Source organism: Actinomycetospora straminea, assembly GCF_028737255.1.
Lineage (GTDB): Bacteria > Actinomycetota > Actinomycetes > Mycobacteriales > Pseudonocardiaceae > Actinomycetospora > Actinomycetospora straminea.
This window is the reverse complement of sequence record NZ_JAQZAN010000015.1, coordinates 95,147-118,363: the sequence shown is the minus strand read 5'-3', so window position 1 is coordinate 118,363 and position 23,217 is coordinate 95,147. Positions and strand designations below refer to the sequence as shown.

The window sequence follows — 23,217 nt, the reverse complement described above, 5'->3', positions numbered from 1 at the left end:
TCCCGTGCCCGGACCGCCTCGAACTGCGACACCGAACCCACCCAGCACCGCCACAGCCGCATCGCAGCAGCGCGGGCCCGTGGGACGACTTGTGGGACGAACCGCGGGCCGCAGGAGGGCACCAGAGGTCATCTGCGCGACCAGCCGACGTCCTCAGGACCAGGCAGAACGCCTGCGATCACCCGGTTGCCCGGCCTCCGGAGGCGGGAGCGCAGGTTCGAATCCTGCCGGGGGCACCACGCGTTGACCAGCGCAAACGCAGCTGCGCGGCCGCCGAGCTCGTCGCCGCGGGCGTCGACGTCAGTGCCGTCGCCGGGTCGACCGAGGCATGGCAGCGACGGCGCTGAAGGGCCGCGCCGCCGGGTCGACGAAGCCGACCGTCGAGCAGGCGATCGTCGGCTGCTCGCGTGTGCCCGACTCCGCTGATGGCCGCGCCGTCGGACCACCGCATTTCCCGACGGGCGTGGCCCGGCGGGACGGCTCACCGTCCGGCCCGGGCTCAGCGACCGGGCCGGAGCGTTCGAGGCGAGGCGGCGAGGTGCACGATCTGGCGCCTGCCGGTGCGCTCGGTGGACGCCGGAGGCGGGTGAGCGCTCCTACAGTCGTCCCACGGGCCGATCGAGCGATCGGCTCCACCGGTGGGGAGGTGGCGCATGAGCTCAGAGGCCCTCGAGGGCTCCGCGCCGCCCCGCCTGGTCACGACGGCGGAGACCGACGACGGCGACCAGTTCGCCGCGCACCTGACTCGCTCGCTCGCCCCGCTGCGGGTGCGGCCCCTCGTCGACGGGACCTTCCACAGCTCGGTCCGCAGTGCCGCGGCGGGCGAGGTCCAGGTCAGCGTGGTCAGCGGCAGCCCCTGCGTCTTGACCCGCGGCCCCGAACTGTTCGATCCCGGTGATCCCGCCCTCCTCACCGTCGCCCTTCTCCGGGAGGGACGCGCCGGGGTCACGCAGGACGGCCGACACTGCCTGCTCGGCCCCGGCGACCTCGTCAACTACGTCACCTCGCGGCCGTACGAGGTGACGTTCTGGGAGCCGTACGAGGCCGTCGTGGTCACCGTCCCGGTCGCCGCGCTGGGCTCGCACGCCGACGCGCTCGCGGAACGCACGGCCGTCGCGGTCGGCACCGAGTGCGGCCCACGCGACGTCGTCGGCGCGCTGTTCGAGGGGCTCGCGGCGAAGGTCGACGCCTGCACCCTGGGTGCGGCGAGCCGGAGCAAGGAGTACCTCGCCGACGCGATCGTCTCGCTCGTCATCGCCGAGCTGGTCGACATCGCCCCGCAGGGCGCGGGCGACGACCTCGCCGACCGGGTGCTGGCCCACTGCCTGGCGTCCCTGTCCGACCCGGGGCTCACCGTCGAGTCGGTGGCGCGGGCCCACGGGGTCTCCGTGCGCTACCTGCACAAGGTGCTCGCGGCGACCGGCAACACCCTGTCGGCCTGGATCCGACGGCAACGCCTGGAACGGGTCTGCCGCGACCTCGTCGACGAGTCGCTGCACGGACGCACCGCCGCGGCGATCGCCGCACGGTGGGGCATCACCGACACCGAGCACCTGAGCAGGGCCTTGAAGGCGGAGTTCGGCATGACCGCGGGCGAGATCCGCCGGTCGGGTCGGTGGGACCGCGGCGGCCCGCGACCGCTGCGCACCTAGACCCGCCGCCACCGGAACCACCACCTCACGGGCCGCCCGACGGCGGTCCCGTCGACGACGCACGTCCCAGGGAGAGACCATGAACACGACCGACCAGAAGGTCGTCATCGTCACCGGCGCATCACGCGGTATCGGCGCCGGCGTCGTCGAGGGCTACCGCAAGCTCGGCTACGCCGTCGTCGCCACCTCGCGCTCCATCGCCGCGTCGAACGACCCGCAGGTACACACCGTCCCCGGGGACCTCACCGACCCCGGGACCGCCGACCGCGTGGTCGACGCGGCGCTGGAGCGGTTCGGGCACGTCGACACGCTGGTCAACAACGCGGGCTCGTTCCTCGCCAAGCCCTTCACCGCCTACACCGACGACGACTTCGCGGCGATGGTCGGCCTCAACCTGGCCGGCTTCTTCGGCATCACCCGGCGCGCCGTCGCGGCGATGCTCGAGCGGGGCCGTGGCCACGTCGTCACCCTCACCACCTCGCTGGTGGACCACCCGATGCGCGCGGTCCCCTCGGTGCTCGCGTCCCTGACCAAGGGCGGGCTCGACGCGGCGACCCGGTCCCTCGCCATCGAGTGCGCCGGCTCGGGCGTGCGGGTGAACGCGGTGTCGCCGGGGATCATCAAGACCCCGATGCACCCCGTCGAGGCGTACGACGCCTACGCCGGCCTCCACCCGGTCGGCCGCATGGGCGAGGTCGACGAGATCGTGCACGCCGTCCTCTACCTCGAGTCCGCGACCTTCGTGACGGGCGAGACCCTGCACGTCGACGGCGGCCAGAGCGCGGGCCACTGAGGCACGGGAGGAGACGACCGTGACCACGACATCGCCCCCGCGATCCGAGCAGGCGGCCCTGCGCGCCCGGGCGCGCGAGTTCGCCGGAGACGTCCTCGCCCACGTCCGCGACGTCACCGACCCCCTGCCCACGGCGACCGAGCGCTACCGGGCCACCCGCCCCTTCTACCGGCAGATGGTGGAGGCGGGCTTCCTGCGCCGGCTCGTCCCCCAGGCACTCGGTGGCGACGGGACGGGTGCCTCGACGACGGCGGTGCTGGCCGAGGAGCTGGTCGCCGGTGACCCGAGCGTCGCCCTGCACCTGTTCGCGACCGGCCTGGGCCTGACCCCGCTGATGCGGGCGGGGTCACCGGCCCAGCACCGGCGCTTCCTCGCCCCCTTCCTGACGACGAGCGGGACGCCGGTCGCCTCCCTCGCCCTGTCCGAGCCCGGCGGCACCGCCAACCTCGACCAGGCCGACCCCGGCACGGGGCTCGACGTCGGGCTGCGGACCACGGCCCGGTACGACGACGGGTGGTGGACGATCCGGGGCGAGAAGCAGTGGGTGTCGCACGCGACGGGCTGGGACGGCGCCGGGCCCGACCTCATGAGCGTCGTGTGCCGGGCCGGTGACGATCTCGACCCGCGGCGCTCGACCGCGGTCTTCCTCGTCCCGGGGCCGATCGAGGGCCTGAGGATCACGGACCTCCTCGACCCGCTCGGGCACCGTGCCCACCTGCTGCCGCGCTTCACCCTGACCGACGTCCGTGTGCCGGACGCCGACCTGATCGGCGAGGTCGGCGACGGGCTCGGCATCGTCGCCGCGTCCTTCGGCGGGGCCCTCGTCGGGGCGTGTGCCACCGGCGTGATGCGCGCGGCGTTCGACGTCGCCCTGCGCTTCGCGCGTACCGATCGGCGGGGCGGGCTCGTCCCGGTGGTGGAGCACCAGGGCGTCGGGTTCGCGCTCGCCGACGCGAAGACCCGCATCGAGGCCGTCCGCGCCCTCACCCGGGCGGCGTGCGCCGCGGTGGACAGCGGCTCTCCGAGCGCCGAGGAACTGTCCGTCCACACCAAGATCTTCGGCTCCGAGGCCGCCGTCCAGACCCTGGTGGAGCTCATGAGGGTCATCGGTGTGGACTCCTACGGCCACCACCTGCCCCTCGCCGGGCTCCTCCAGGACGCCCTCGCCTACCCCCTGTTCAGCGGCGGGAACAACGGCTTCCGCCGCCGGCGCCTGCACGCCGTCCTCGCCGACCCCACCTACGACCCCTGGCACACGGTCGACGGCTGACGTCCGCCGAGCCCACGTCCAGTGCCGGCGACCAGCTGCTCACGGGGTCGTGCGACCCGCGTCCTCGGGACACGGACGCTCAGGACGGCCGACCCGGCGAGGACATGACGTCCGGCCCTGACACCTCGTCCCGCAGCGCTCCACGGTGAGGCAACCTGCAACCGGAGGCTGTCATGGTGCGTGAGCACATGTTGTTCTACGGCATCGCCGTCGCGATCTTCATCGTTGGGCTCGTCTCCCTGGGCGTCGTCGTCGGCGATGTGCTGTCGTCGGCCTTGTCCTCGCCGCCCGCCGATGACGCCTCCTGAGCACGATCGACGGATTGCTCAACGAGCTCTTCTCTGAGGTGAGGAGGAGATCTCGGACGTGCGACAGAGAGGTCGCGCCCGAGCCCTGCGGATCTGCTGGCCGAACCTCTCGGGCGGGGCGAGATCGATGAGGAGGCCCTCCGACACAGGGCAGGTAGCGCGATGGAGATGCAGAGGATGAGCGCAGGCAGCGAACACGGACAGGCAACGAGGAATGGGTGCGGTCGAGCGGCGTCCTCCTCACCGGAGGCCTCTTGTTCAACCTGATCGTCACGATGGCCTGGCACCCCTCCGGCTCCGAGGACGATCACCCGGAGATCTTCACTGCGTACGCGACCGACGGCGGATGGGTGCTGACGCACTTCGGCCAGTTCGTGGGCGTGGAGATCGGCCTCGCCGGTCTGATCGTTCTCTGTGTCGCACTCCTAAGAACATCGAGGGCCAGGGTGCTCGCCTGGCTCGGCATCGGTGCGACCACGGCGACAGCGACGATGTTCGCCGTCCTGCAGGCCATCGACGGCATCGCGCTGAAGCAGGCAGTCGGCGCCTGGTACGTGACGTCGGGATCGCAGAAGGAGTTCCGGTTCGCCGACGCCGAGGTGGTCAGGTGGCTCGAGTGGGGGCTCCAGAGCTACTTCCGCATGCTGTTGGGTGTCACTCTGGTGCTCGTCGGCTCCGCCCTCGCGAGAGCGGGGTTCCGTCCGTTCTGGTTGGCCTGGCTGGCCGCGATCAGCGGCGTCCTCTCCCTCGCCGTCGGCGTCGACGTCGGCTACAACGGCCTGGAGGGCGCCTTCCAGGACCTTGCTGCGGTCGCCTCGCAGGCAGCCCTTCTGATCTTCGCTCTCGGTGTCCTCGTCGTGGGCCTTCGCCGCGGGGTCCAGGGGAAGAGAGCGGCGACGTCCCCGTAGAGGACCCGTTGCCCGAGCGGCAGGGTTGGCCGCCGTTCAGCTGTCCGGCCCCGTCACCGCCCACAGCCGCATCGTTCGGTCTCCGAGCTAGCGGGGGAACCCCACGCGGCTCACCGCCAGGGTCGAGGCGGGCAACGCGGCACGCAGGTGGGCCCGGGCGCGGTGGAGGAGGACCCGCTGGTTGCCCGCCGTGATGCCGAGCCGCGCGCAGACCTCGGAGGCGCTGCACCCGTCCAGGTCGCGCAGGACGAACACCGCGCGCTGTCGTGACGGCAGGAGCTCGAGCGCGTCGCCGACCGCGGAGAACGTCTCCGCCTCGACGACCCACGCCTCCGGGGTGACCGTCACGGGCTCGAGCAGGGACTCCCAGGCTGCCGCCTCGCCGGGCACGCAGTCCCAGGCGAGAGTGCGGTGCTCGCGCTGTCCGCGGCTGCGGGCGGTGTTCAGCAGGATGCGCAGGAGCCAGGTCTTGAACGACGACCGTCCTTCGAAGGCGTCGATGCCGGTGAGCACCGAGCACCAGGTGTCCTGGACGACCTCCTCGGTCACCGCCTGGTTGGGCAGGTAGGGCCGCGCCAGGCGGAGCATCAACGGGGTGTAGCGGCGGACGAGAGTGACGTAGGCGGCCTCCTGCCGAGCCCGCAACGACTCGAGGAGCTCGGCATCCGCGTCGGGCGCGCGCTCGGTCGGTGCGACGCAGGTCGTGGCGGCGGGCATCCTGACCTCCGGGGACGGGCGTTGTTCCGGAGGCCACGCTCCCGCCGAGGCACGAGGTCGGTCAGCACCGAGCGACCTGTTCACCCGGGTGAACCCGGGCAGGGTGAGCGTCGATTCGTCACCCCACGAGCACACTGAGTTTCGTCGGGCAGCGGACCGCGGGGAGGCATGGGGAGGCATGGGGAGGCATGGGGAGGCATGGTGGCGACCGTCGTCAGGTTCCGCGTCCGCGAGCGCTTGAGTGCTCGCTTCGCGTCCGCCATCGATGGGGTCTGCCTGGACCCGGGCGGCGGCGGCCGTGTGCTGATCGGGGAGCTACCGGACGCGTCCGCCGTGTACGGAGTGATCGACAGGCTGCGGGATCTGGGACTCGAGCTGACCGGGGTCGAGGTCGAGCCGCCCGCCACGCACCGCGCTCACAGCAGCCCGAGCTGACGAGCACGGTGGACGGCGTCGTCGCGGGAGGTGACGTCGAGCTTGCGGTACAGCACGCGGCTGTGCGTCTTGACGGTGTTCACCGAGACGTGCAGGACGGCGCCGATCTCGCGCAGGGAGAGCGTCCCGGCGAGCAGCGGGAGCAGCGCCGCCTCGCGCTCGCTCAACGACGAGGTGCCGTCACCCGCCACCGGCCGCGGAGCCGCGGCGCGCAGGGACCGCCGGAGGCCCGCGAGGCGCTCGGGGAGCCACCCGGGGTCCGGGCACCCCTGGACGACCTGGCGCGCGTCGTCGAGGGCCGCGGTGCCGTCCTGCCCGAGGGCGATCCGGATCTGGGCCTGGTGGGCCAGGGCCAGCCCGATCTCGAGACGGCCGGCGCCGCGACGCGCGAGGCCGACCGCGCGGTCCGCGGCCGGCTCTGCTCGGTCGAGCTGCCCGCTCGCCGAGAGCAGGGCGGCGTGCGCCGTGTGCGGCAAGGCCGCGACGAAGTGCTCGGAAACCGCGGGCTCGACGACCTTCGCCATGGCGACGTCGGCGACGCGCCGACCCTCGGTGAGGGCGCCGGCGTGCAGGTGCGCCACGGCGAGGTAGCCCAGGGCGTAGATCTCGGCGAGCTGGTTGTCGGCGCCGCGGGCCGACCGCACCGCCTCGGTGAGCGTCCTGACCGCCGCCACGGCGTCGCCCCGCCAAAACAGACCGACACCGAGGATGCAGCGGGCCACGGTGTCGCCGAACCCGTCCCCGGACCCGAGCTCGAGCACCCGGCGGGCGGCGGCGTGGCACGCGCCGACGTCCCCGATCTTGAAGCGGTGCACGGCGCGGGCCAGCGCGGCGTCGCGGGCGGTGTCGGGACCGGTGGCGGCCTGCTCGGCCCGCATGACCCAGGCGCTCGCGACGTCGAGGCGACCCTGGTCGAGCAGCACCCAGGTCCTCGCCAGGCACAAGCCGGCGTCCCGTTCCACTCGCTCGGACGGCAGCATCTCGAGCCAGCGCTCGACGGTCCGCAGATGGCCCGCGTTGAAGTACGGCGTCCAGTGCGCGAGGACGAGCTCCGCGGCGCCGTCGCCGTCGCCGCCGGCGAGGAAGTGCTCGATGGCCTCCGGCACGTCCCCCGACTCCCGCAGCCAGCGGGCCGCCCGCCGGTGGAGGTCCGGGATGCGCTCGGGCTCGGCGAGGCCCAGCTCGTGGCGCAGCAGGTCGCCGAAGAGCCGGTGGTAGCGGAACCACTCCTGCCGGTCGTCGAGCGCCACGAGGAAGCCGTTGGTCCGCTCGAGGTGCGTGAGCACGGCGGCGCTGTCGGCGCGGCCCGTGACCGCGGCGCAGAGGTCGGGCGTCATCCGGGAGAGGATCGAGGTCTGGGTCAGGAAGCGGCGCAGGTCCTCGGGCTGGCCGGCGAGGAGTTCCGGGCCCAGGTAGTCCAGGACGTACCGGTCGGTCCCGGCGAAGGCCGCGACGGAGGCGGCGCGGTCGTCACGTCCCTGCATCGACAGGCCGGCGAGGTACAACCCGGCCGCCCACCCCTCGGTGCGCCGGCCCAGGCGCGCCACGTCCTCCTCGCCGAGGTCGAGGGCCAGCTCGCGGTTGAGGAGCTCGCCGGCCTCCGCCCCGGTGAACGCCAGCTCCGCGGCGCGGATCTCGACGAGCTCGCCCGCGGCCCGGAGCCGGCCGGTGGGCAGGGGCGGGTCGCTGCGCGTCGCGACGACCAGCCGCAGGCCCGGGGCCGCCCGGCGAAGGAGGTACGCGACGGCGTCGTGGACCTCCGTGTTGGTCACCACGTGGTAGTCGTCGAGGACGAGCACCACGGGCTCGTCGACGGTGACCAGCTCGTTGATCAGCGACGGCAGCACCGCCTCGGTGAGCGCCTGGCGTGTCCCGAGGGCCTGCAGCGCCTGCTCGCCGAGCCCGGGCACGACCGTGCGCAGCGCGGCCACGACGTAGTGCCAGAAGCGGTGGGGATCGCCCTCCTCACGGTCGAGGGACAACCAGGCGACGGCCCGACCGTCGCCGGCGTGGCACCAGTCGCTGAGCAGGGAGGTCTTGCCCCAGCCGGGCGGGGCGACGAGCAGCGTCAGCGTGTGGTCCGCGACCTCGTCCAGGAGGCGGACGAGGCGGGGACGGTGGACCAGGGAACGACGCCGCGGGACGCGCAGCTTGGTCGCGAGCAGCCAGGTGTCACCGAGCACCTCGGCCTGGCCCGGCGCCGCCACCTCCGGTGCCTGGTCGTCCCGCACGCCCTCAGGGTGCACCGGGGGTGGCCGGCCCGGAAGGAACGATGTGCCCGGGCCCTCGTACCCGAACGACCGTGGCCCATCGGGGCACGATCACCTCGGTGCGCCGGACGCGACCCGCTGCTCGGCCTCCGAGATCGCCCAGGCGGCGTTGACGAGCCCGATGTGGCTGAAGGCCTGCGGGAAGTTCCCGAGCAGCTCGCCGGTGGACTCGTCGACCTCCTCGGCGAGCAGGCCCACGTCGTTGACGTAGGTCGCCGCGCGGTCGAAGACCGCACGAGCCCGGTCGACCTGGTCGGCCTCGGCCAGCGCCCGGGCGAGCCAGAACGTGCACAGCAGGAAGGTGCCCTCCTCGCCGGCGAGCCCGTCGACGCCGCCCTCGGTGCGATAGCGGTAGACGAGGCCGCGCTCGTCGGTGAGCCGGTCGGCGACGGCGTCGATGGTGGCCAGCATCCGTGGATCGTCGGCCGGCAGGAACCCGACGATGGGCATCATCAGGTTGCTCGCGTCCAGGTCGAGCGAGCCGAACGACTGGGTGAACGACTTCGCGGTGTCGCTCCAACCCTGCGTCAGGACGGCCTCGCGGATCTCGGCGGCGGCGGCGCGCCAGCCCTCGACCTTCGCGTCCGCGCGCAACGGCTCGGCCAGGGCGATGGCCCGGTCCAGCGCGACCCAGCACATGAGCTTGGAGTACAGGAAGTGCCGGGGTTCGCCCCGGACCTCCCAGATGCCCTGGTCGGTCTCGCGCCAGCGCCGTGCCGCGGTGTCCGCGCACGCCACGAGGAACTCCCGCCAGGCCCCGGCGCCGGGGTGGTCCGGGTTGAGCTGGTCGAAGAGCTGGTGTGCGGCGCCGAGCAGCTCGCCGTAGACGTCGATCTGCCGCTGGCTCCAGGCCCCGTTGCCCACCCGGACCGGGCGCGAGTCGCGCCAGCCCGCGAGGTGGTCCAGGGTCCGCTCGGTCAGGTCGTGCTCGCCGCCGATGCCGAACATGATCTGGAGGTCGGCGTCACGCCCGCGCACCGACGCGGCCGCGCTCACGGCGAGGTAGTCGAAGAACTGGTGCGCCTCGTCGGGACAGGCCGCCACCCACAGTGCCTCGAGGGTGAAGCACGCGTCGCGCACCCAGGTGTAGCGGTAGTCCCAGTTGCGCTCGCCGCCGACGCCTTCGGGCAACGAGGTCGTCGCGGCCGCCACCACCGCGCCCGTGGGCTGGTAGGTCAGCGCCTGCAGCACGCGTCCGCTGTGGTGGACCAGCTCACGCCACGGTCCCTGGTAGCTCTGGTGGGCCCGGGACCACGTGCGCCAGGCCTCGACGGTGTCGCGCAGGGCGGTGTCGAGCTCGGCGGCTCCCCAGGGCGTGGGGAAGGCCTCCGAGGTGCTGCGGTGCGCCAGCCCCAGGAGCACGCGCTCCCCGGCGTGGAGGCGCAGCACGCCGGTGGCGCTCCCGTTCGCCACCGCCAGCGGGACCGGGCAGGAGAGCACCAGCACGTCGCCGCCGCCGCGGGCCACGACGCCGCCGGGCACGCCCTCGAGCAGCGGCTCGACCAACCCGTACTCGGGCCGGGGGACGAACTCGATCCCGACCTCGACGTCGCCCGCCGTGCACTCGGCGGCCCGGACCAGCAGCCGGGGCGCCGCACTGCCCAGGGCGTGCGGGTCCGTGCTGGGGCCGGTGGCGAGCGCGTCGGTGAGCACGAGCGTCCCGCCCGGGGTCGCCCACGTCGTCTCGAGCACCAGGGTCTCGTCCACGTACCGCCGGCTCGTCGTGGCGTCCTCGGCGACGGCCGGCGCGACCTCGAGGTGACCGGCCACGTCGTCGAGCAGGCGACCGAACACCGACGGGCTGTCGAAGCGCGGGAAGCACAACCAGTCCACGGAACCGGCCCGGCTCACGAGCGCGGCGCTGTGACGGTCGGAAAGCAACGCGTGGTCGGCGATGGCCGTGGTGCTCATGTCGTCTCCCGGGGTCGAGGGCGGTGTGCCGCAGACCCGTGGTCCCCGTCGGGCGTTACACCTCCCGGCGCCGTGGGAGCCGCGCCGGTCGTTCACCCCACCGGAGGTACAGCGGGCCCAGGCCCGCCCAGAACTATGACTCCATGACGAAGACACCCGTCGTCATGGAGCCCGATGAGACGCCTGGTACCCCGAACGGTCCACGCCGCGGACTGCGGCGCGTGCTCGGGTTCTGGGGCCCGGCCGCGCTCTCGGTGGGTGTCATGGCCCCCACCCTCGCCATGTCGATCACGGGTCCGGGTGCGGCCGAGCTGGTCGGTTCGGCCGCACCGCTGGCGTTCGTCCTCGCGGCCGTGCTCGTGCTGCTGGTGAGCTCCGGTTTCGTGGCGCTGTCCGGGGAGTTCAGCCACGCCGGGTCGGTCTACGGCTTCGTCGGCGGGGCGGTGGGCCCCCGGACCGGCTTCCTGGCCGGCTGGGCGATGCTCGGTACCTACCTCGTCTTCCCCGCGGTGTCGCTGTCCGGGATCGCGGTGTTCGCCCAGGCGGTGCTGCAGACCACCGGCCTGGCCCCGGGCCTGGACTGGTTCGTCCTCGCGCTCGCGGGGTGGGCGGTGGTCGGGCTGCTGGCGATCGGCGGGATCCGACCCACGACCTGGTCCCTCGCGATCGTCGAGGTCGTGGCGGTGCTGTTGATCCTGGTGCTGATGCTGGTCGTCTTCTGGCGCCTCGGTGCCGGCACCGCGCCCGGCGGACCCCGGGCCGCCGAGGCCGTCCTGCGGCTCCCCGAGGGGACCACCGCGATCACCGCCGCGGCCGCGGTCACCGGGGGCTTCCTCGCGTTCGCGGGCTTCGAGTCCGCCGGGTCGCTCGGGGAGGAGGCCCGCGCCCCCCGCCGCACGGTCCCGCGCGCCATGCTCGTCGCGATCGGGCTCGGCGCGGTCTTCTACGCCGCGTGCATGGTCGCCCAGAGCCTCGGGTTCGGCACCGACCCGGCCGGCGTCGCGGCGTTCGCCGGGTCGTCGGCGCCGCTCGACGACCTCGCGGGCCGCTACGTCGGGACCCCGATGGCCGTCGTCCTGGATCTCGTGGCCGTGATCAGCGCCGTGGGCGCCGGGCTGGGGTGCGTCGTGGTGGGGACGCGGCTGCTGTTCGCGCTGGCCCGCGACCGCGTCCTGCCCGGCCGCCTCGCCTCGGTCGCCGCCTCCGGCACTCCCCTCGCCCCCGTGGCCGTCGAGCTGGCGATGTCGCTGGCGCTGCTCGCCGGCTTCCGCCTGGCCGGTGCCTCGCCGTCCCGCACGTTCTTCAGCCTGGCGACCCTCGGAGTGCTAAGCCTGCTGGTGATGTACGTGGTCACCGACCTGGCGGCGGCCCGTCTGCGGTGGCGGGCCGGGCGCCGTGCGGCGGTCGCGTGGCCCGTGCTCGGGGCGCTGGCCGCCGGCACCGTGCTCGGGCTCGAGATCGCCTCGGTCGCCTCGTCGGGCGACGCAGGCCCCCTCGTCGTCGTGGGGTGGCTCGTCGTGGGCGCGCTCGTGCTGCTGCTGCCCGGTCGGGTCGACCGGATCGCCCGGGGGCTCGCCCGCAGCCGGGACGTGTCCGGTGGACCGCCGGGCGTCGTGGCGTAGACGGCCGGACGGCCGACCGAGCTCCGGTCAGGACGCACCGCCCCGCCAGCAGCGGAAGAACTCGAGCAGCCGCCGCTCCAGTCCCTCGTCGAGCGGTCCCGCGTCCTCGCCGGCGCGCTCGGCACACGACGAGCAGGCCGCGAGGTGGTCGACGACCAGGTCGTGCTCGTCGGGGGGCCACCCTTGCTCGAGACCCGCGAGCACGCGGGTGCAGCTGAGGCCGTCCATGGACCCCAGTCTCCGACCTGACCCGATCGTTGCGCCGGCCGAGCCGTAACGCCCGGGGCGGTCCGCGGTCTGCACGATCGTGACGGAGCACGAGACACAGCACACCGACGTCGTGGTGATCGGCCTGGGGCCGGGCGGGGAGACCGCGGCGAGCCGGCTGCTCGAGGCCGGGCTGGGCGTTGTGGGGATCGAGCGGGAGCTCGTCGGCGGTGAGTGCCCGTACTGGGGTTGCGTCCCCAGCAAGATGATCGTCCGGGCCGCGGGCACGGTGTCCGAGGCGCGCCGGGTCGACCAGCTCGCCGGCAGCGCCACCGTGCGGCCCGACGTCGCCCCGGTCGCCCGCCGGATCCGGGCCGAGGCCACCGACGGTTGGGACGACACGATCGCGGTCGAGCGGTTCGAGAAGCTCGGTGGGCAGTTCGTCCGCGGATCCGCCCGCATCGAGGCGCCGGGACGGGTCCGCGTGGGCGACCAGGTGTTCGCCGCGGGGCGCGGGGTGGTCCTCGCGACCGGCTCCCGACCGGCCACGCCGCCGATCCCGGGCCTGGACACGGTCGCGTCCTGGACCAATCGGGAGGCGATCGCCGCCGAGGTGGTCCCGCCCTCGCTGGTCGTCCTCGGCGGCGGCGCCATCGGCCTCGAGCTCGCCCAGGCGTTCGCCCGGTTCGGTTCGTCGGTCACCGTCGTCGAGGCCGCCGAGCACGTGCTGCCCGCGGAGGAGCCGGAGGTGGGCGATCTCCTGGCGGAGGTGCTGCGCGCGGACGGCGTGGACCTCCGGCTCGGGCGCCGGGCGGTCCGGGTCACCGACGGCGCCGACGGGCCGGTGGTGGACCTCGACGACGGCTCTCGAGCCGACGGGACTCGTCTGCTGGTGGCGGTCGGGCGGCGGCCCGCCCTCGACGGCCTCGGTCTGGAGCACTACGACATCGACCCCCGGGGCCGCGCCGTGCCGGTCGACGAGCAGCTCCGGGCAGCGGACGGGCTGTGGGCGATCGGCGACGTCACCGGTGTCGGTGCCTTCACCCACCTCGCGGTCTACCAGGCCGAGGTCGCCGCGGCGGACATCCTCGCCCGGCCGGGAACGGGAGCCGACTACGCCGCGCTCGCCCGGGTGACGTTCACCGACCCCGAGGTCGGCTCGGTGGGGCTGTCGGAAGCGGCAGCCCGCGCCCGCGGCGTGGACGTGGCCACCGGCGTCGCGCCGGTCGCGGCGTCCTCCCGGGGCTTCATCCACGGCCCGGGCAACGCCGGGCTGGTCAAGCTGGTGGCCGACCGCGCGACCGGGGTGCTCGTCGGCGCCACCGCCGCCGGCCCGGTCGGCGGCGAGGTGCTCTCGATGCTCACGCTCGCGGTGCACGCCGGTGTCCCGGTCGAGGACCTGCGACGGATGCACTACGCCTACCCCACGTTCCACCGCGGCGTGCTCGACGCCCTCGCCGGACTGGCCGCCGGACGGTGACGACGATGGCGTTCACCAACCTGCTGATCGTCGTCACGGTGGCGTTCCTCGCGCCGCTCGCCGTGCGGCTCGCTCCGGGGCTGCGGGTGCCCTCGCCGGTGCTGGAGATCGTCGCGGGCATCGTGCTCGGACCCTCGGTCCTGGGCTGGGTGGACACCGACGTGCCCGTGCAGGTCCTGGCGTTGATCGGGCTGGCGTTCCTGCTGTTCCTCGCGGGCCTGGAGATCGATGTCCACCGGCTGCGCGGCCGGCCGCTGCGCCTGGCCCTGATGGGCTTCGTCCTGTCCTTCGTGGTGGCGGTCGGCGCCGGCGCGGCGCTCGGGGCGGCTGGTCTCACCACGGCCCCGTTGCTGGTGGCGATCATCCTGTGCGCCACCTCGCTCGGGCTCGTCGTCCCGGTCCTCAAGGACGCCGGCGAGATCTCGGGGGCGACCGGACAGCTGATCGTGGCGGCCGCGTCGATCGCCGACTTCGGCGCGGTCATCCTGCTGTCGCTGTTCTTCTCCGAGGAGTCGAGCGGGCTCGGGGCCAAGCTGCTGCTGCTCGTCGGCCTCGTCGTGGTCGCCGCGCTCGCTGTCCTCGCCCTGATGCGCGCCGAGCGCACCGCTCGGGCCATGCGGGTGCTCAGCATGCTGGCGGACACGACGGCACAGATCCGCGTGCGGTTCGCGGTCGTGCTCCTCGTGGCGTTCGTCGCGCTGGCCCAGGGTCTGGGGTTCGAGGCGATCCTGGGGGCCTTCCTGGCCGGCGCGGCGCTGCGCCTGATCGACCCGGGTGCCGCCGTCACCCACCCGCAGACCGCGGTGAAGCTCAACGCCATCGGCTACGGCTTCGTCATCCCCGTGTTCTTCGTGGCCAGCGGGATCGCCTTCGACGCCCGGGCGCTCTTCGCGTCGACCGCCGGGCTGGTCCAGGTCCCCGTGTTCCTGGCCGCGCTGCTCGTGGTGCGGGCGCTGCCGGCGGTGGTCTATCGGCGGACCCTCGGAACCCGCCGGACGGTGGCCGCCGGCTTCCTGCAGGCGACCTCGCTGCCGTTCATCGTCGCCGCGACCATGATCGGCGAACGGCTCGGCGCGCTCACGCCCGCCTCCGGGGCCGCGCTGATCGCGGCCGGGCTGATCTCGGTGCTCGTGTTCCCGGCGGTCGCCCTGGCCGTGCTGCGCCGCGGCGCCGAGAGGGTGCCCGAGCCGCGAGCTCCTGCCGAGGCGGACCCCGCGCGAGGAACGGCGTGAGCGACGCCGTCTTCGCGCTGGCGTTCCTCGGCTACCTGGGCGTCTGCGCGACGACGGTCGTGTCCGCCACCGGACACCCCTCCCGGTGGCCGGCCCTCGCGACGGCGGCTGTCGTCGTCGCGCACGTGGTGGGGGTGTGGCACGTCCGCTACGGCTGGTCGGTGACGGTCAGCCTGCAGCCCGGGATCGCACCGTTCGTCGTGTTCCACACGGCGCTCGCGGCGATCGTCCTCGCGGCCGTCACGCCGCCGCGGTGGTCGCGGCGGTGCCTGTTCGTGGCCTTCCCCGTCGTGACGATCGGCGCGCTCGGCGCGGTGTTCCGGCGCGCGGAGGTGGCGGAGCTCCGGTGGCCCGTCGTCCTCGTCGGCGGACTGACGATCGCCGCCCTGGCCGTCGTCGCGCGGACCGTAACGCCACGCCGGTTCGCCGGTCGGATCCCCCATGAGCGCAGCGATGACGAGCGAGGTCCTCGTCGCCACCCGGGAGGCCTGGCACCGACTCGCCGAGCACGTCCTGGCGCCGGCCCGGTACGCGATGGACGGGCACATCAGCCTGCAGGTCGCGCCCGGTGGCTTCGGGACGCCCGAGGTCGGGACCCCGGCGACCCGGGTCACCGTGGACGGCGAGCACCTGGTGGTGGTCCGCGACGGCCGTGAGGTCCGGCGCGTCCCGCGCACGCTGCGCGAGGCCGCCGACCTCGTCGGCATCGAGCCCGGCGCCCCCGCCGGCGTCTACCCGCCCGCCACGCCCTGCCACCCCGACGAACCCCTGGCCGTCGACCCGGCTGCGGCCCGCGAGCTCGCCGACTGGTACCGGCTCGGGGCGCAGGCCCTGGCCGACCTCGCCCCGGACGAGCCGGCGCGGCTCTGGCCCGAGCACTTCGACCTCGGCATCAGCGTCGACCGGGTCAACTACGGCGTCTCCCCCGGCGACGCCGCGATCGGTGAGCCCTACGCCTACGCCGGGCCGTGGGACGCCCTCGACGACCCCGACGGCTTCTTCGACCGGTCGTTCGGGGCCGCCCGGACCCGACGCGAGCTCGGCTCCGTCGCCGACCTCGCCGCCTTCTTCCGCACCGCTCGTGACCACACCGCTCGTGACCCACACCGCTCGTGACCACTCCAGGAGGACACCGTGAAAGGACTGCAGGGCAAGACCGCGATCGTGACCGGCGGCAGCTCCGGCATCGGCCAGACCATCGCCGTGCGACTCGGCGAGGAGGGCGTCGACGTCGCCATCAACTACGTCGGCCGCCCGGAGGGGGCCGAGGAGACCCGCGACCAGATCGAGCACGGCGTGGACATCTGCATGAAGCAGATGGCCGAGTCCGGCACGCGCCCGATGCTCGTCGAGGCCGACGTGTCCGACGAGTCGCAGGTCGCCCGGATGTTCGAGGAAGTCGCGTCCGCATACGGCCGGGTCGACTTCCTCGTCAACAACGCAGGCATCCAGGTCGCCGAGGACACCGACAAGCTCCCCGTCGCCGACTTCGACCGGGTCCTCGCGGTCAACCTGCGCGGCGCGTTCCTGTGTGCCCAGCAGGCCCTCCGCCGCTTCCTCGACGCCGGCCGCCCCGGCGCGATCGTCAACGTGTCCAGCGTTCACCAGCTGATCCCCAAGCCGCGCTTCGCCGGCTACTCGGTGTCCAAGGGCGGGATGCAGAACCTGACCCGCACGCTCGCGCTCGAGTACGCCGGTCGCGACATCCGCGTCAACGGCATCGGCCCCGGCGCCACCGTGACGCCGATCAACCGCAGCTGGATCGACGACCCGGTCAAGCGGGCCGCCGTCGAGTCGCACATCCCCATGCGGCGGGCCGGCGGCGCGGAGGAGATGGCGGCCGCGACCGCCTTCCTGCTCTCGGACGAGGCCACCTACATCACCGGTCAGACATTGTTCGTCGACGGCGGGCTGACACTCTTCCCGAGCTTCGAGACCACCTGGTCCTCCGAATGAGCACCGCGGCCCCCGAGGCCTGGTGGCCGTCGCGCTACGGAGCCGACGACGAGGCCGGTGCCCTCAACGAGATCACGGCCGAGGGCGTGGTCGCGGCCGCCGGGCTCGTGCGCCGAGGCCGGGTCCACGACCTCGCGCACGTGCTGGACGAGCACGTGCCGGCCTTCCCGGGCCGCAGCTTCCGCCAGTACCTGACCACCAACTACCACCACATCAACCGCCGCGGCGCGAACGCGGGCCCGGCGGGGCTGGGCGCCAACAACGCGAACTGGATCGTCGAGCAGGTGACGGCGACCCAGCAGATGGGGACGCACCTCGACGGGCTCAACCACCTGCAGGACGGCGACCGCACCTACAACGGGCACCGCCTGGCCGAGATCGTCGAGGACCACGGCACCAGCCGCCTCGGCATCGACACCCTGCCGCAGATCGTGACCCGGGGCCTGTGCCTGGACATCGCCGCCGTGCGCGGTGTGGAGCGGCTCGACGGCGGCGACGTCGTCACCCCCGATGACGTCCGGGTCGCCCTGGACCGCGCCGGGCTCACCGTCCGCCCCGGCGACGCCGTGCTGTTCCACACCGGGTGGGGCGGGCTGTGGGGGGTCGACAACGCGACCTACGCCCACGCCGAGCCCGGTCCCGGCGTGGAGGTCGGTGAGTGGCTCGCCGACGCCCGCGTCGCCCTGACCGGCGCCGACACCTGGAGCTTCGGGGCCTACCCGCCCGAGCACAAGGACCGGCCGTTCGTCGTCCCGCAGACGCTCAACACCCGCCACGGGGTGCTCGTCGCGGAGAACCTCCGCCTCGGCGAGCTCGTCCGTGACCGCGTCGCCGAGTTCCTGCTCGTCGTCTCCCACGCCAAGCTGCGCGGCGCCACCGGGGCCTGGGTCGCTCCGCTGGCGATCACCTGAAAGGCAGAGCCCTCATGTCCGACCACTACGACGTCATCGTCATCGGCTCCGGCGCCGGCGGTGGCACCCTCGTCCACGCGCTCGCCCCCACCGGCAAGCGCATCCTGCTGCTCGAGCGCGGTGGGCGGCTCCCGCGCGAGATCGAGAACTGGGATCCGCGCGCGGTGTGGCTCGACGGGCGCTACAGCAACTCCGGCACGTGGACCGACGCCGCGACCGGCAAGCGGTTCACCCCCAAGCAGCACTACTACGTCGGCGGGAACACCAAGGTCTACGGGGCGATCCTCTTCCGGATGCGCGAACGCGACTTCGGTGCCGTGGCGCACGTCGACGGTGTCTCCCCTGCCTGGCCGCTGTCGTACACCGATTTCGAGCCCTACTACACGAGGGCGGAGCAGCTCTACCGGGTCCACGGCCGTCGGGGCGTGGACCCGACCGACCCGCCCACGGCGAGCCCCTATCCCCATCCCCCGATCAGCCACGAACCGCGCATCGCGCAGCTGGAGAGTGACCTGACACGGATCGGCCTGCACCCGTTCCCCCTGCCCAACGGCATCCTCATGGACGAGGAGGCCATGCAGACCTCGCCCTGCGTGCGCTGCGCGACCTGCGACGGCTACCCCTGTCTCACCAACGGCAAGGCCGACGCCCAGACGATCTGCGTCGAGCCGGCGCTGCGGCACCCGAACGTCACGCTGCTCACCGACGCCCGGGTCACGCGCCTGGAGACCGACCCGTCGGGACGTGCGATCGACCGTGTCGTCGTGGAGCGCGACGGCGTCCGCGAGGAGTACTCGGCGGACATCGTCGCCGTCGCCGGTGGGGCGATCAACTCCGCGGCACTGCTGCTGCGCAGCGCCAGTGACACCCACCCCGCCGGGCTCGGCAACGGCAGCGGCGTCGTCGGGCGGCACCTGATGATGCACAACAACTCCTCGCTGATCGCCTTCTCCACCGTCCCCAACCCGACGAAGTTCCAGAAGACGCTCGGCATCAACGACTACTACTTCGACGACGGCGACGGCGGCCCGCCGCTGGGTGCGATGCAGATGCTGGGCAAGTCCAACGCCACGCTGATCGGGTTCGACGCGCCCGAGGCCGAGGACCCGGCGGACCTCGCCCGGCACGCGATGGACTTCTGGCTGACCACCGAGGACCTGCCCCTGCCCGGCAACCAGGTCCTCGTGGACGGCGACGGGGCCATCTCGCTGCGCTACACGCCCACCAACCTCGATGCCCACCGCCGGCTGCGGGAGAAGTTCACCGGCCTGCTCTCGAGCATCCGGTGCCGCGAAGAGGTCCTCGAGGGCTACGGCTACCGCGGGGGCCGGCTGGGGATCTCGGGGGTCGCGCACCAGAACGGGACGGTGCGCTTCGGGGCCGACCCCGCCAGCTCCGCACTGGATCGGGACTGCCGGATGCACGAGCTGGACAACCTCTACGTGGTCGACTCCAGCTTCTTCGTGTCCTCGTCAGCGGTGAACCCGACGCTGACCATCATCGCGAACGCGCTGCGGGTGGCCGACCACCTCGTCGACCGTCTCGACGCCCACGTGCCGGCGCAGCGGGCGGTGCCCGTCGGTGTCTCCTGACGTCCGGACGCCGGGGACGGCGCGCGGGGGACGCGGGTCCGGGGCCGTCCGGAGGGGCCTGCGGCCCCCCGGGCCGCAGTAGGGTCGCGCCGTGGAGGGATCGGCGGTGCTGGTCACCGGCGCCGCCTCGGGCATCGGGCGCGCCAGCGCGTTGGCGTTCCTCGCGGCCGGGGCGCGCGTCGCGGCCCTCGACGTGGACGCGGCGCGGTTGGCGGAGCTCCCCGGCGAGATGGTGCACCTCCGGGCAGACGTCCGACGTCCCGACGAGGTCGAGCGGGCGATCGCGACCGCCGTGGCCGCGTTCGGCCGGCTCGACGTGGCCCACAACAACGCCGGTGTCGCCGGTCCCTACCAGCCGTTGTGGGAGTACTCCGAGGAGGACTTCGCGCGGGTGCTGGAGGTCGACCTGGTGGGGGTCTGGCGGTGCCTGAAGCACGAGGCCCGGCAGATGATGACGCAGGGCGCCGGGTGCATCGTCAACACATCGTCGATGTTGGCCGAGACGGGCATGGCGCGGAACGGGGCCTACACCGCGGCGAAGCACGGCGTGGAGGGCCTGACCCGCAGCGCGGCGCTGGAGCTGGCGCCGCACGGCGTGCGCGTCAACGCGGTGGCGCCGGGGGTCACCCGGACCGGGATGACCTCGGCGGTCAGCGGCGAGCTCCTCGCGCAGGTGCCCCTGGGCCGCATCGCCGACCCGGAGGAGATCGCCGCCGCGGTGGTGTGGGTGGCGTCGGCGCCGGCGTCCTACATGACCGGGTCAACCGTCGTCCTCGACGGCGGCTACCTGGCCCGCTAGCGACACGTAACGGTCCGGCCCGGTCGGTGGACGGGGCAGGATGCGCCAGCTGCTCCCGCACCCCGTCGACCCGATCGACCCGGTCGATGTCTACGCCGGCCTGCCGGCTGCCGACGGCCGGCCGGCCCTGCGACTGAACATGATCGCCAGTGTCGACGGGGCGATCACCGTCGGCGGGGTCTCCGGGCCCCTCGGCGGCGCCGGCGACCACCGGGTGTTCACCGCGTTGCGCTCGTTCGCCGACGCGATCCTGGTCGCGGCCGGCACGGTCCGCGCCGAGGGCTACGGGCCGGCGTCCGTGCCGCTGGTCATCGTCACCCGCTCCTGCCAGCTCGACCTCGACGCCCCGTTGTTCACCGAGACCCCTGTGCGGCCGGTCGTCGTCACCGTCGCCACCGCACCCTCGGAGCGGCGGGAACGCGCCGCGGAGGTGGCCGACGTCCTCGTCGCCGGTGAGCGGGACGTCGACCTGCCCGCCGCGCTGTGCGCGCTGGGGCGCCGCGGTCACGCATCGGTGCTCGCCGAGGGCGGGCCCACGCTGAACGCGCAGCTGGCACGCGCCGACCTGATCGACGAGCTGTGCCTGACCGTGTCCCCGGTGCTCGCCGGCGGCGACGCCGGGAGGATCCTCGCCGGCCCGCCGCTGCCGAGCACTCACCGCTTCGCCCCGGTGTCGGTGTGCGAGGACGATGGCTTCCTGTTCCTCCGCCTCCGCCCCGCGACGGAGCGCACCACAGACCCGGCGCCGTCCCGGCCGGCGAGTCCGGCGTCACGGATCGCCGGCCTGTGAGACCAGGAGCGGCGGGGAGTGTGCGGTGCTGGCCACGAGGTCGGCTCCGCTGATCCCTCAGGGCGGCGGATCAGCGCTGACCCCTCGGTGCACGAGGTCGACGAGGCCGTCCAGCCACTCCCCCGTCGGGTCGGCGTGTTCGAGCAGCGTGCGGTGGACGATGGCCCCGACCAGCGTGAAGACGGCCTGCTGCGGGTCGGCACCGTCGCGCCACTCGCCGCGCGCCCGGGCGCGGTCGACGATCGAGGACGCCGACGCGACGGGAGGGCCGACGCGCTGCCGCGCGGCGCCCCTCACGTCGCCGGGGGCGGTGGTCGCGAGCGCCGCCCGCAGGAGCGCGACGCCGTCGGGTCGGGCGGCGAGCTCGGCGATGGGGGCGGCCAGGGCGTGGAGGTCGCCACGGAGGCTGCCGGTGTCGGGGCTGGCGCCGAACTCCTCGAGGAGTCCTTCCATGGCCGCGGCGACGAGGGCCTCGCGGGTGGGCCATCGTCGGTAGACGCTGGTCTTGTTCACCTCGGCCCGGCGGGCGACACGTTCGACGCTGAGACCCTCGAACCCGGTCTCGGCGAGCTCGGCGCGGACCGCGGCGAGCACCGCCGCCACGATCGTGGCGCCCCGGGGGCGTCCGGCGTCGCGGCGTGGAGGCGGGCTCGGGGGCGTCGGGGCCGCGGTCACGACGCCATGCTGGCCGCCCCGGTGGGCACGTTCAATCCGGGATCACGCCGTCGCGCGGGGGCCGGCCGGTCACAGCAGCACCGGCAGCGTCTCGAGTCCGCGCACGATCGCGGTCCCGCGCCAGGCCACCGGGGCGGTGGGGTCGAGCCGGCGCAGCTGCGGGGCGCGCCGCAGCAGCGCCGGGATCGCGACTTGAGCCTCGAGCCGGGCGAGGGGCGCGCCCAGGCAGTAGTGCGCGCCCTTGCCGAAGGCCAGGTGTGGGTTGGGCGTGCGGGTCAGGTCCAGGCGGTCGGGGTCGGCGAAGACCGCAGGGTCGTGGTTGGCCGAGGCGAGCACGGCGAGCACCCGCGCACCTTGCGGGACCGTGGTGCCGGCGATCTCCAGATCACGGTCCGGCCAGCGTTCGGTGGCGGTCTCCGCCGGGCTGGTGAACCGCAGCAGCTCCTCGACCGCGGTCTTCACCAACCCGGGATCGTCGTGACCCGAGCGCAACAGGTCGGCCTGAGCGGGGTGCTCGAGCAGCGCCAGCGTGCCCACCCCGATGAGGTTGACCGTGGTCTCGTGGCCCGCGGTCAGCAGCAGCACCAGCATGGACAGGATCTCGTCGTCGGTGAGCCGGTCCCCGCTGTCGCGGGCTGCGACCATCGCCGAGGTCAGGTCGTCGCGGGCGTCCCGACTGCGCGCGGCGATCAACCGGCGCAGGTACCGGAGGAACAGCTGCACCGACGGGATGTTGCGCGCCGGACGGTCGGCAAGGCCGAACAGGGCCTGTGTCCAGCGGCGGAACCGGGACACGTCCTTCTCGGGGACGCCGATGATGCGCGCGATCACGATCAGGGGGAGCGGGACGGCGAAGTCCTCGATCAGGTCCATCGACCCGCGCCGCGTCGCGGTGTCGAGCAGCGAGTCCGTGATCTGCTCGGCCTGCTCGCGCATCTGCTCGATCCGTCGCGGGGTGAACGCCTGGCTCACCAGCCGGCGCAACCGATCGTGATCCGGCGCGTCGAGGCTGAGGAGCCCTCGCTCCAACGGCGCCAGCACTCTCGGGAACCGCAGGCCCGTCGCGAGCTGCCGCGGGGTCAGCGCGTTGCGGGGGTCCTTGCGCAACCGCGGATCGCGCAGCACGGCCTCGACATCGGGGTAGCGGGTGACCACCCACGCCGTGCTGCCCCGGGTCCACCGCACCGACTGCACCGGCGCGTCGGACCGCAGACGCGCCCAGAACCCGAAGGGGTCGGCGGTGAACTCCTTGCTCGTGATGTCCACGGCGCCCAGCTCGGCCCCGGGGACGTCGCTCCAGGCCGGCTCCTGGGCCCTGCTCGTCGTCATCATCCGACTCCTTTGCAACTCGTCGTTGCAAAGTTAGCGGAGGTCGAGGTGCCACGCCAAGGCATGGCGGGCTCGGGGTCGGTCCAGGTCGACGACGCCTGGTCGACGAGGTGGCCGACGTTCGGCGACGGCGACCTGCCGACCGGCCTGCCCGACGCCGGTCAGCCGAGGCGCGGGCGGCGGGCGGCGGAGTTCGCGGTCGCGAGGCGATCGGGGAGCAGTTGTGCACTGCTGGCCGGGGGCCGGCAGTCCGGGGCGGCACCGCCGGCCGTTGAGAAGCCAGCGACGGCGGTGTCGTCGCCGTGCGGACAGCTACAGCCCCGTGCACCTGTCCGACGGTCACGGCGGCGCTTCCAACGA

General features: G+C 73.8%; 21 protein-coding genes. 15 read left to right on the top strand and 6 right to left on the bottom strand.

Annotated features, from left to right (window positions below; all coding sequences use genetic code 11):
• Positions 1 to 653 precede the first annotated feature (653 nt).
• The 5 genes from PH190_RS20210 to PH190_RS20190 all read left to right on the top strand — a co-directional run bounded on the left by PH190_RS20210 (position 654) and on the right by PH190_RS20190 (position 4,931).
• Positions 654 to 1,652, top strand: coding sequence for an AraC-like ligand-binding domain-containing protein (locus tag PH190_RS20210; protein WP_274233326.1), 999 nt, complete (start codon positions 654 to 656; stop codon positions 1,650 to 1,652).
• A gap of 79 nt (positions 1,653 to 1,731) precedes the next feature.
• A complete protein-coding gene (locus tag PH190_RS20205) occupies positions 1,732 to 2,445 on the top strand; it encodes an SDR family NAD(P)-dependent oxidoreductase (RefSeq protein ID WP_274233325.1) in 714 nt (237 codons plus the stop codon).
• Between the two features lie 19 nt (positions 2,446 to 2,464).
• Entirely contained in the window at positions 2,465 to 3,715 is a 1,251-nt protein-coding gene (locus PH190_RS20200) for an acyl-CoA dehydrogenase family protein (RefSeq protein WP_274233324.1), read from the top strand.
• A 173-nt stretch (positions 3,716 to 3,888) separates the two neighbouring features.
• Complete coding sequence (locus tag PH190_RS20195; protein WP_274233323.1) at positions 3,889 to 4,023, top strand: hypothetical protein; 135 nt, start codon at positions 3,889 to 3,891, stop codon at positions 4,021 to 4,023.
• Positions 4,024 to 4,241: 218 nt separating this feature from the next.
• Positions 4,242 to 4,931 carry a hypothetical protein gene (locus PH190_RS20190; RefSeq protein ID WP_274233322.1) on the top strand — a complete coding sequence of 230 codons (690 nt, stop codon included), beginning with the start codon at positions 4,242 to 4,244 and terminating at the stop codon, positions 4,929 to 4,931.
• Positions 4,932 to 5,018: 87 nt separating this feature from the next.
• On the opposite strand, the gene PH190_RS20185 is transcribed toward PH190_RS20190, so the two are convergent.
• Positions 5,019 to 5,648 (bottom strand): RNA polymerase sigma factor, encoded by a 630-nt coding sequence (locus tag PH190_RS20185; RefSeq protein ID WP_274233321.1) that lies wholly within the window; start codon positions 5,646 to 5,648, stop codon positions 5,019 to 5,021.
• 198 nt (positions 5,649 to 5,846) lie between these two features.
• Between PH190_RS20185 and PH190_RS20180 the strand changes: the two genes are divergently transcribed.
• Positions 5,847 to 6,083, top strand: coding sequence for a hypothetical protein (locus tag PH190_RS20180; RefSeq protein ID WP_274233320.1), 237 nt, complete (start codon positions 5,847 to 5,849; stop codon positions 6,081 to 6,083).
• Here the strand turns inward: PH190_RS20180 and PH190_RS20175 are convergent.
• Both PH190_RS20175 and PH190_RS20170 read right to left on the bottom strand, forming a co-directional pair.
• Complete coding sequence (locus tag PH190_RS20175; protein WP_274233319.1) at positions 6,065 to 8,314, bottom strand: winged helix-turn-helix domain-containing protein; 2,250 nt, start codon at positions 8,312 to 8,314, stop codon at positions 6,065 to 6,067. The genes PH190_RS20180 and PH190_RS20175 overlap by 19 nt on opposite strands.
• Positions 8,315 to 8,404: 90 nt before the next feature.
• Positions 8,405 to 10,264, bottom strand: coding sequence for a glycoside hydrolase family 15 protein (locus PH190_RS20170; protein WP_274233318.1), 1,860 nt, complete (start codon positions 10,262 to 10,264; stop codon positions 8,405 to 8,407).
• 143 nt (positions 10,265 to 10,407) lie between these two features.
• On the opposite strand from PH190_RS20170, the gene PH190_RS20165 reads away from it, so the two are divergent.
• Positions 10,408 to 11,886, top strand: coding sequence for an APC family permease (locus PH190_RS20165; protein ID WP_274233317.1), 1,479 nt, complete (start codon positions 10,408 to 10,410; stop codon positions 11,884 to 11,886).
• Between the two features lie 27 nt (positions 11,887 to 11,913).
• On the opposite strand, the gene PH190_RS20160 is transcribed toward PH190_RS20165, so the two are convergent.
• The gene (locus tag PH190_RS20160) at positions 11,914 to 12,114 is read right to left on the bottom strand and encodes a hypothetical protein (protein ID WP_274233316.1); all 201 of its coding nucleotides are present in this window, start codon (positions 12,112 to 12,114) and stop codon (positions 11,914 to 11,916) included.
• A 79-nt stretch (positions 12,115 to 12,193) separates the two neighbouring features.
• Between PH190_RS20160 and PH190_RS20155 the strand changes: the two genes are divergently transcribed.
• The 8 genes from PH190_RS20155 to PH190_RS20120 all read left to right on the top strand — a co-directional run bounded on the left by PH190_RS20155 (position 12,194) and on the right by PH190_RS20120 (position 20,853).
• Entirely contained in the window at positions 12,194 to 13,573 is a 1,380-nt protein-coding gene (locus PH190_RS20155; RefSeq protein WP_274233315.1) for a dihydrolipoyl dehydrogenase family protein, read from the top strand.
• A 5-nt stretch (positions 13,574 to 13,578) separates the two neighbouring features.
• Positions 13,579 to 14,805: a cation:proton antiporter gene (locus tag PH190_RS20150; RefSeq protein ID WP_274233314.1), complete on the top strand. Its 1,227-nt coding sequence runs from the start codon at positions 13,579 to 13,581 to the stop codon at positions 14,803 to 14,805.
• 441 nt (positions 14,806 to 15,246) lie between these two features.
• A complete protein-coding gene (locus tag PH190_RS20145) occupies positions 15,247 to 15,921 on the top strand; it encodes a hypothetical protein (protein WP_274233313.1) in 675 nt (224 codons plus the stop codon).
• 18 nt (positions 15,922 to 15,939) lie between these two features.
• Positions 15,940 to 16,761 (top strand): glucose 1-dehydrogenase, encoded by an 822-nt coding sequence (locus PH190_RS20140; protein WP_274233312.1) that lies wholly within the window; start codon positions 15,940 to 15,942, stop codon positions 16,759 to 16,761.
• Entirely contained in the window at positions 16,758 to 17,672 is a 915-nt protein-coding gene (locus PH190_RS20135; protein WP_274233311.1) for a cyclase family protein, read from the top strand. Before PH190_RS20140 ends, PH190_RS20135 begins: the two co-directional genes overlap by 4 nt.
• A 14-nt stretch (positions 17,673 to 17,686) precedes the next feature.
• On the top strand, positions 17,687 to 19,264 hold the full coding sequence (locus PH190_RS20130; protein ID WP_274233310.1) for a GMC oxidoreductase: 1,578 nt from the start codon (positions 17,687 to 17,689) through the stop codon (positions 19,262 to 19,264).
• Positions 19,265 to 19,355: 91 nt separating this feature from the next.
• Positions 19,356 to 20,063 carry an SDR family NAD(P)-dependent oxidoreductase gene (locus tag PH190_RS20125; RefSeq protein ID WP_274233309.1) on the top strand — a complete coding sequence of 236 codons (708 nt, stop codon included), beginning with the start codon at positions 19,356 to 19,358 and terminating at the stop codon, positions 20,061 to 20,063.
• 40 nt (positions 20,064 to 20,103) lie between these two features.
• On the top strand, positions 20,104 to 20,853 hold the full coding sequence (locus PH190_RS20120; protein WP_274233308.1) for a dihydrofolate reductase family protein: 750 nt from the start codon (positions 20,104 to 20,106) through the stop codon (positions 20,851 to 20,853).
• A gap of 57 nt (positions 20,854 to 20,910) precedes the next feature.
• Here PH190_RS20120 and PH190_RS20115 read toward each other — a convergent pair whose 3' ends face one another.
• A complete protein-coding gene (locus tag PH190_RS20115; protein ID WP_274233307.1) occupies positions 20,911 to 21,528 on the bottom strand; it encodes a TetR/AcrR family transcriptional regulator in 618 nt (205 codons plus the stop codon).
• A 69-nt stretch (positions 21,529 to 21,597) separates the two neighbouring features.
• The gene (locus PH190_RS20110; RefSeq protein WP_274233306.1) at positions 21,598 to 22,857 is read right to left on the bottom strand and encodes a cytochrome P450 family protein; all 1,260 of its coding nucleotides are present in this window, start codon (positions 22,855 to 22,857) and stop codon (positions 21,598 to 21,600) included.
• Between the last annotated feature and the right edge of the window lie 360 nt (positions 22,858 to 23,217).

Bases quoted from the DNA above. Each gene is read 5' to 3' on its own strand.
- PH190_RS20210 (WP_274233326.1), top strand. From the start codon at position 654: ATGAGCTCAGAGGCCCTCGAGGGCTCCGCGCCGCCCCGCCTGGTCACG.
- PH190_RS20205 (WP_274233325.1), top strand. From the start codon at position 1,732: ATGAACACGACCGACCAGAAGGTCGTCATCGTCACCGGCGCATCACGC.
- PH190_RS20195 (WP_274233323.1), top strand. From the start codon at position 3,889: ATGGTGCGTGAGCACATGTTGTTCTACGGCATCGCCGTCGCGATCTTC.
- PH190_RS20185 (WP_274233321.1), bottom strand. From the start codon at position 5,648: ATGCCCGCCGCCACGACCTGCGTCGCACCGACCGAGCGCGCGCCCGAC.
- PH190_RS20180 (WP_274233320.1), top strand. From the start codon at position 5,847: ATGGTGGCGACCGTCGTCAGGTTCCGCGTCCGCGAGCGCTTGAGTGCT.
- PH190_RS20170 (WP_274233318.1), bottom strand. From the start codon at position 10,264: ATGAGCACCACGGCCATCGCCGACCACGCGTTGCTTTCCGACCGTCAC.
- PH190_RS20165 (WP_274233317.1), top strand. From the start codon at position 10,408: ATGACGAAGACACCCGTCGTCATGGAGCCCGATGAGACGCCTGGTACC.
- PH190_RS20160 (WP_274233316.1), bottom strand. From the start codon at position 12,114: ATGGACGGCCTCAGCTGCACCCGCGTGCTCGCGGGTCTCGAGCAAGGG.
- PH190_RS20150 (WP_274233314.1), top strand. From the start codon at position 13,579: ATGGCGTTCACCAACCTGCTGATCGTCGTCACGGTGGCGTTCCTCGCG.
- PH190_RS20145 (WP_274233313.1), top strand. From the start codon at position 15,247: ATGAGCGCAGCGATGACGAGCGAGGTCCTCGTCGCCACCCGGGAGGCC.
- PH190_RS20135 (WP_274233311.1), top strand. From the start codon at position 16,758: ATGAGCACCGCGGCCCCCGAGGCCTGGTGGCCGTCGCGCTACGGAGCC.
- PH190_RS20130 (WP_274233310.1), top strand. From the start codon at position 17,687: ATGTCCGACCACTACGACGTCATCGTCATCGGCTCCGGCGCCGGCGGT.
- PH190_RS20120 (WP_274233308.1), top strand. From the start codon at position 20,104: ATGCGCCAGCTGCTCCCGCACCCCGTCGACCCGATCGACCCGGTCGAT.
- PH190_RS20110 (WP_274233306.1), bottom strand. From the start codon at position 22,857: ATGACGACGAGCAGGGCCCAGGAGCCGGCCTGGAGCGACGTCCCCGGG.